The following is a 7615-nucleotide window of genomic DNA, read 5'->3' as shown; positions in this document are numbered from 1 at the left end:
TGATCTTCAAGCGCCGGGCCGCACCGTCGTCCCTCGAGGCGTGGCTGTACCCTATGCCCGCCTCGGCCGGCGCGTTCGAACCGAACGATCCGGCGAGCCGTCGCCAGTGGACGTGGTCCGACGTCGAACTCGATCCGGACGCCGTCGGTTACCACCTGCTGATCGACGGGTTCGAGATGGCGATCCCCCACTCGGTGTCGTTCGATGTCGACGAAGAACGGATCTTCGAGATCGGGATCGCCGGGCAGCTGACCAGTGCCGACCGGCGGACCGTCGACCCCGAGGGCACGGTGGTCTTCGCCCTCGTCCGCGACACGGTGTTCAACCCGTCGCAGCCGGAGACCTGGGCCGACGCCCAGGGCGACATCGCGTCGGCGGTCGTGGTCGTCGACGACACCCCACTCGTGGACGACCCCGAACGCTACCGGCTGGAGTACCTGGAACTCGAACGGCGCTACTTCGTGGTGGCGATCAAGGACACCGACGACGACCTGCGCTACGACCCCACCTCCGACTGGTGGGCCGCGTTCGAGTCCGACGGTGAGTTCGAGGACGTGCCCGCCCGGCCCTTCGGCGGGACCGACGACGGCGACCGCGAGGTCCCGGCCGACCTCGTGATCCGGCCACCCGGCGGACAACGGTAGCGTTCGACCGACGCGGCGGCGGCCGGGAGCGCTCGACGAGCCCGATCCTGTCCGGCCGGGCTCAGCCCTTGCCGCCGAGCTTCTTCTCGATCTTGGCCCAGCTGTCGCGCAGCGAGACGCTGCGGTTCATGACCTTCTTCTGCGGCGTGCTGTCGGGATCGACCACGAAGTAGCCGTGCCGGAAGAACTGGCAGGTCCAGCCGGGCTCCTTGTCGCCGAGCACCGTCTCGGTCTTGGCGTCGTCGATCACCTCGCGCGAGTCCGGGTTCAGGGACTCCGTGTAGTCGCGGCCCTCGGCCTCGGGGTACTCGCCCTCGAACAGGTGGTCGTACAGACGCACCTCGCAGTCGACGGCGTGAGGGCGGCTGACCCAGTGCAGGGTGCCGCGCACCTTGCGCCCGTCGGGCGCCTCGCCGCCCCGCGATTCGGGGTCGTGGCTGCATCGCAGCTCGACCACTTCGCCGGTGTCGTCCTTCACGACCTCGTCGCAGGTGACGAGGTAGGCGTGCTTCAACCGCACTTCCCTGCCGGGAGAAAGGCGGAACCACTTCTTCGGCGCGTCCTCGCGGAAGTCGTCGCGCTCGACCCACAACTCGCCGGTGAAGGGCACCTGCCGCGTGCCGGCCTCCGGGTCTTCGGGATTGTTCTCGGCCTCGAGCCAGTCGACATGGCCCTCGGGCCAGTCGGTGATCGTGAGCTTCAGGGGTTTCAGCACCGTCATCACGCGCGGGGCGTGCTGGTTGAGATGCTCGCGAACGTAGTACTCCAGACGCTCGAACTCGATCACCGAGTTGTTCTTGGCCACGCCCACGCTCTCGGCGAAGGCACGGATGGCCTCGGGTGGGTACCCACGGCGCCGCATGCCGCTGATCGTGGGCATGCGCGGATCGTCCCAACCGTCGACGATGCCGTCCTGCACCAGACGCAGGAGCTTGCGCTTGCTCATGACCGTGCGCGTGAGGTTCAGCCGCGCGAACTCGAACTGGTAGGGCCGGTCCGGCTCGTGAGGAGTCGGGCAATTGTCGACGAACCAGTCGTACAGATCACGGTTGTCGGTGAACTCGAGCGTGCAGAGGGAATGCGTGACGCCCTCGATCGCATCGCTCAGACCGTGGGCGAAGTCGTACATCGGGTAGATGTGCCAGGTGTCGCCCGTCCGGTGGTGCGTCGCATGGCGGATCCGGTACATGAGCGGATCGCGCATCTGCATGTTCTTGGCCGCCATGTCGATCTTCGCGCGCAGGACGTAGCGGCCTTCTTCGAACTCGCCCCGCTTCATGCGCTCGAGCAGGTCGAGCGATTCCTCCGGCGGGCGGTCGCGCCAGGGACTCGGCGTTCCCGGTTCCTTCACCGTGCCCCGCGTGGCGCGGACCTCGTCGAGCGACTGTTCGTCGACGTAGGCCTTGCCCTCGCGGACCAGGTGCTGCGCCCACTCGTAGAGCTGATCGAAGTAGTCGCTGGCGTGGTACTCGCGGTCGTCCCAGTCGAAACCCAGCCAGTGGATGTCGCGCTTGATCGACTCGACGTACTCCTCTTCTTCCTTCAGAGGATTGGTGTCGTCGAAGCGCAGGTTGCACTTACCGCCGAACTCCTCGGCCACGCCGAAGTTCAGTGTGATGCTCTTGGCGTGGCCGATGTGCAGGTAGCCGTTCGGCTCGGGTGGGAAGCGCGTGTGGACACGGCCGCCGTTGGCGCCCTTCGCCAGGTCTTCGCGGATGCGTTCGCGGATGAAGTCGCGTGCGGGCCGGTCGGCGCCGGAGGCGTCGGTCGGGGTGGGTTCGTCGATGGCCATGGATCGGGCTCCCGCCTGCGGGCGTCGTGGGTGCGCGGCCGGCGTGTGGGGTCGGCGCCGGCGATCCGGTGAGGCTAGTCAAGGGTGGGCGGGGTGTCCAGGGTGGCTGCCGCCGTCCGCGAGCGCTCCGCAGCACGCGAGACCACTTCGCCGATGTCCCGGAGCAGCGGCCGGAAGACGGTCGGGGTTCTGCCCAGGCCCGCCCCTCCGGGCACGACCCCGACGACGCCGAAGACGCGGTGGAGGCACCGACCCCATGCAAGGTCACCCGACCGGCAGACGAAGGCCCGACCATCTGCCGATGGCCGGGCCCTTCTCGGTCTGACGAAGAGTCGAAGGATCACTCGAGCAGGGTCATCCGCCGCGCATGACGGAAGGTGCGCCCGTCATCGGTCACCGCGTCGATCCGGTAGAGATAGACGCCGCTGGAAACACCACTGCCGCGCGCGTCGCGCCCGTCCCAGACCACGTGGTGTACGCCCGCCTCGCGCCGAGAGCGAACGAGATCGATGATCCGACGACCACGGAGGTCGAAGACGGCGAGCGAGACCTCTGCCGCGGCCGGAAGTTCGAAGGAGATCGACGTACGCGGGTTGAACGGATTCGGGCGGTTCATGGCGAGATCGAAGCCACGCGCCGGCGGAGTCGATGTCGCCTGCCCGGTCGGTGCGGGACCCGCCGCGAAATTCTGGACGACTTCCTCACTGCTGAGGGCCCGACCGAAGAGGGCGATCAGGTCGAAGGTCCCCGACCACGGCCGGTCGCCCGAGAGTTCGTTGCCGAGCGCCAGACGGAAGGTCTCGTCCCAGTTCGACAGGTCACCCGGGTTCGTGCCGCGGGCGACTTCCACGCCATCGACGAAGATCGACGTCGTCCCACTCGGGCGACGCGTGAAGACCACGTGGCTCGCGAGTGTCTCCAGGGATCCCTCGGGAGACGTCAGCGAGGGTTGTCCGTTCGCATCGGTCCCGGTCGACCGGAACCGCACGTCGAACACGTCGGAGGCTCCCCCGAACACCCCCTGCCCGAGCAGGAAGTTGCGCGCGAAGGGCCCCGAAGACAGCGTGAGAATGCGCGCCGGACCGGTCTGGGAGGTGTTCGCAGGCTCGATCCAGGCCTCGATGGTGAAGGCGTTGCTCGCTCGCGCCGCGTCGATGACCTTCGAGGGTGGATCCGACGTCGAGATCACGGTGGAACCGTCCACCGTCAGGGCACCATCGGACCACGTCACGGCGGAGGTGTCCTCGATCACGAGATCCGCCGGGCTCTCCGTTCCCGAGCGGTCGAACACCGTGTCGCCACCGGCCTCTTCGAACGTGTAGAGGACCAGCTGTCCGTCGGTCACCCGCGGGCCGGGCACGAGAACCGTCAGCGTCGCCTCGGGGCTGGACTCGCCCCCGAAGGCGTTGGACACCACGCACCGGTAACGCGCGCCGTCGTCCGCCGCGGTCGTGGGCGGAGTCGTGAACGTCGGGTCGGTGGCGCCCTCGATGTCCACTCCGTCGCGCTGCCACTGGTAGGTGGTCGGCTCGGCACCGAGCGTGCTCACCGAGAACGTCGCCGACTGACCCTCGACCACCATGGCGTCGTCGGGAGCGTCGGACACGTACGCGGCGACGTCCGAGAAATCCTCGAAGCGAGCGACCACGGCCGGGCCCGGCCAGAGCACCTCGACGCCGTGGTGCGTCGACTCGGCGTAGTACTCGATCTGGTTGGTCCCGTTCGCCAGGATTCCCACCGGCAGTTCCACCTGATCGAACGCGTAGAAGTGGTCTACGCCGTAGGTCGGCGTGGTCCACCCGTTCACGCGCGTCCAGTGGTCCTCGCCCGGCTCGGACTGCCCCGCGATTCCGTTCCAGGTCCGGGTGAGCAGGCGGGCGGTCTGGACGTCGGTCAGATCGTGCGACGAGGCGATCTGGACGGTGCTCGATCTCGTCCGCCCGGCCCTGACCCAGTAGCTCCTCGGAACGTCGCTCGGCCGGTACAGACGGACATCCACTCCGGGGCGGTCCAGGGACAGCCCGGTCACCCGGTCGGTCACGAACCACAGTCCACTGGAGTCGCGGATGCGCGCGACGGCCTCGATCGATTCCGGGTCCTGATCCGGGATCCACTGGGTGTCCCATGTGACCCGGTGCGGCGCGGTGGTCGCGGTTCCCATGTGGTCGCGCACGACCATCGAGGGATCGTTCTTCGTCGGGCGGTGGTAGTTCTGCTGCCATTCACGGTACACGCCGTCGCCGTCGGCGTCGTAGGCGTCGTACAGACCGACGAGGTCGACCCGGGTGACTCCCACGGGACTCATGGCCTCGATCTCGAACATCGGATTCTCGCGCAGCACTCCGCCGTCGGCCGGAGACACGATGTTCCCGGCCGGAGCCGCCTTCTGCAAGGGGTCGTAGTAGATCCGCAGCATGAACCCGTACCAGCCCCACTGGCCCCAGCCGAAATCGAAGCAGGTCTGCGGCCCCGATGTGCCTTCGAGCACGTTCATGCCCTCGACGAGGTGCTCCAGCGGCACCTCCACCTCGAGCGACACCTGATGCACGTAGCACTCCGGAGAACTCGGCGTGTTCTCGATGTCGGGCACGTCGATCCAGGTGCTGTCGTTCAGCCGGAATTGCTTGCCGATCGTCCCGACGTGCCCCCCCCAGACGTCGATCACCGCGACGGCGCGGATCGCCCCCTGGAGGTCATCCACGGTGAGCTCCAACTCGGGGTTCGGAAGGAAGGTCGACGGTGAGTTGTACGACGGCCCTTCGAAGGGCGCGTCCGGGTCGGTGACCCGCCAATCGTTGCCGGTCATGATCCGGGAGTACTCCCGGTAGACGAGTCCGGGGGCCACGGCCGCCAGGGTATCGGCCTCGGAGTACTGGGCGTGCGCCGTCTCCCCGGAGACGACGATGAGAAGAGTGGACAGGAGGAACCATCGGGTCCACTGCGAGCGCATTGTGCTAGAGCCTTTCCGGGAGCGGTCGGGGGCTTCGTGATCTGTTGGGCGCAGATGCCCCTGAATGTATCACGAAATCAATACGAGTTGTTCGCCAATCGACCCGGAATCCGTCGCGACCGTGCGCGGGCACGTTCGGTTCGGCGAAAGCGTTCGTCTACCGAAGAAGGAGCTGAGGAGTTCGCCCCTTCCTGGGATGTCCGGCCGCGGATCGGTGCGCGATGCCCCCGGCGGCCTCCCGGTCTCGGAGGGCCCCCGGCCGATCGGCCCATACGATCGACCGCGAAGGCCCCTTCTGCCGCCAGCGGAGGAAGAATGCCACGTTTCCACACCCACCGCGGAGCCTTGCTGATCGCCGCACTGATGACCGTACCGGCCCTCGCCCAGGAACGCGAGATCAGCGCCGAGGCCGCGGTCTTCGACCGCTTCGCGCCCAGCACGTTCACCGTCAACGCCGAATTCGCGCGCGGCAGCGGTTTCCTCGTCGACGCGCAGGGGCTGATCGCCACCAATGCCCACGTCGTGGAGAACGGGGACTGGATCCGCGTGCGTCTCGACGACGAGCGCAGGGTCGAGGCGACGATCGCGCACATCGACCGGGAGAGGGACGTCGCATTCCTGCGTGTCCATCCCTCCGTCGTCGAAGGGCTCGAAGTGGTCACGTTCCGTCGGAACGACGAACTGGCCGTGACCGGGGAGCGGGTGATCGCGATCGGCAGTCCGCTCCACCAGGAGCGCGCGTTGACCACCGGAGTGGTCAGCCGCACCAGTTCGAATGCTCTGATCTGTGATCTGAACATCAATCCGGGGAGTTCGGGTGGTCCCGTCTTCAACACCGCCGGAGAAGTGCTCGGCATCAGCACCTTCGGTGACGTCGCGGCGGTGGGGGCGGGACTGGCCGGCGTGATCCGCGCCGACGTCGTCACGCGGGAACTCGACGACGCCCTCCGGGCACTCGATCCGGACGACGTGCCGTCCGACCGGCTGCTGCAGCCGTACCCTGCAGGTTCGTTCCCGTTGCCACACCTGCGGTTCGCTGCTCTCCAGAAGGATCGGCCCGACACACCGTATGAAGTCGCGAGCCCCGACGCGCCCCGGTGGGTGCGGGCCTCGGCGGATTCACAATCCACGGCGCACCCCGTCTACATGCCGAGGTTCAGGATCTACGTGACGACGCCACCGCATCGCTATCACATGGGCAAGAGGGGACAGATCGATCACGCGGCGCCGACATCGGCCGGGGAGACCACGGATGCGGGGTTCGGGGACCTGAAGGAATGGAACGAGGACCTCGGAGCGTGGAAGCCCACCGTCGACATCATGGGTTTCCCCGAACTCGACGTGTCCCGGTCCGTATGGACGGGCGAGGTGTCGGCACGGTTCGAGGAGGGACTCGAGCGCTTCGTGCTCTTCCGCGACGGCGAGTCGGTCGAGGAGCTCGACCGCGACATGTCGTGGATCGAGTTCGACATGGCCACACGCCGTATCGAGGAGTCGTCCGAGCCGGGAGCGAATCGCGTTCGCGCCGGACAGTACCGTTACGACCCCGCGATCTTCGCGCCGAACGACGATGGCACCTGGCCCGAGCTCGTGCTCCACGTCCTGACCTCCGAGACGGACGAACGGCTGCGGATCCGGCTCCGTCGCGACACCGTCGAGCAGATCTGGGCCGACTTCGAGCCCTACTACTGGTCACGCCGGAGCCGGCTGGCCGAACTGGAGGTCGGACAGCGATGAAGGCCATGCGAAACACCGCCGGTGTGGTTCTCGCCGTCCTGGCCGCGACCGGTCTCACCGCCTGCGCCACGACGGGACCGCGGATCGAGTACCGCCCCTTCTCCGACGATCAGATCAGAGCGCTCGAGGTCGGCATGACCATCGCCGACGTCCGTGTCCGTCTGGGAGCCCCCCACCGCGACTTCGAGATGGACATGGGACAGGACACCGGGACGCCGTGGACCGGCTATGTGTTCGAGTACGACGCCACCCACGACGAGCGATTCGTGGAGATCGAGACCCCGAAGGTGAACCGTCTGGTCTTCGCCTTCGTGAAGGGCGACACGCTGCTCAATCACTGGAGCGCCGAGGCGACGCTTTCCGTCGTCCCCTGAGTCCTGCGTCCTGCACCGGCCGAGAGCCACGATCCGGACCGATCGTCCCGAGGCTCCATCGGAGATCTCGGAACTTCACCTGTGCGGTTGCACGGTCATCGCGCGTTCTCATGAAAAC

At 67.4% G+C, this 7615-nt stretch carries 5 protein-coding genes; 3 read left to right on the top strand and 2 right to left on the bottom strand.

The features are described from left to right. On the top strand, window positions 1-644 hold a 644-nt coding region (locus tag VKA86_08840), incomplete at its 5' end, for a hypothetical protein (protein ID HKK71312.1). A gap of 61 nt (window positions 645-705) precedes the next feature. Here the strand turns inward: VKA86_08840 and VKA86_08835 are convergent. Together VKA86_08835 and VKA86_08830 are read right to left on the bottom strand one after the other, a co-directional pair. After that, entirely contained in the window at window positions 706-2436 is a 1731-nt protein-coding gene (locus VKA86_08835) for a glutamine--tRNA ligase/YqeY domain fusion protein (GenBank protein HKK71311.1), read from the bottom strand. A gap of 340 nt (window positions 2437-2776) precedes the next feature. Continuing rightward, window positions 2777-5386 (bottom strand): LamG-like jellyroll fold domain-containing protein, encoded by a 2610-nt coding sequence (locus VKA86_08830; GenBank protein HKK71310.1) that lies wholly within the window; start codon window positions 5384-5386, stop codon window positions 2777-2779. Between the two features lie 315 nt (window positions 5387-5701). On the opposite strand from VKA86_08830, the gene VKA86_08825 reads away from it, so the two are divergent. Both VKA86_08825 and VKA86_08820 read left to right on the top strand, forming a co-directional pair. Beyond that, window positions 5702-7123, top strand: a complete 1422-nt coding sequence (locus VKA86_08825; protein HKK71309.1) for a S1C family serine protease — start codon at window positions 5702-5704, stop codon at window positions 7121-7123. Next, complete coding sequence (locus tag VKA86_08820; protein HKK71308.1) at window positions 7120-7497, top strand: hypothetical protein; 378 nt, start codon at window positions 7120-7122, stop codon at window positions 7495-7497. The genes VKA86_08825 and VKA86_08820 overlap by 4 nt, the downstream gene beginning before the upstream one ends. Window positions 7498-7615 lie beyond the last annotated feature (118 nt).

The organism is Candidatus Krumholzibacteriia bacterium, from assembly GCA_035268685.1.
Classification (GTDB): domain Bacteria; phylum Krumholzibacteriota; class Krumholzibacteriia; order JAJRXK01; family JAJRXK01; genus JAJRXK01.
This window is presented reverse-complemented; position numbering and strand designations above follow the sequence as displayed.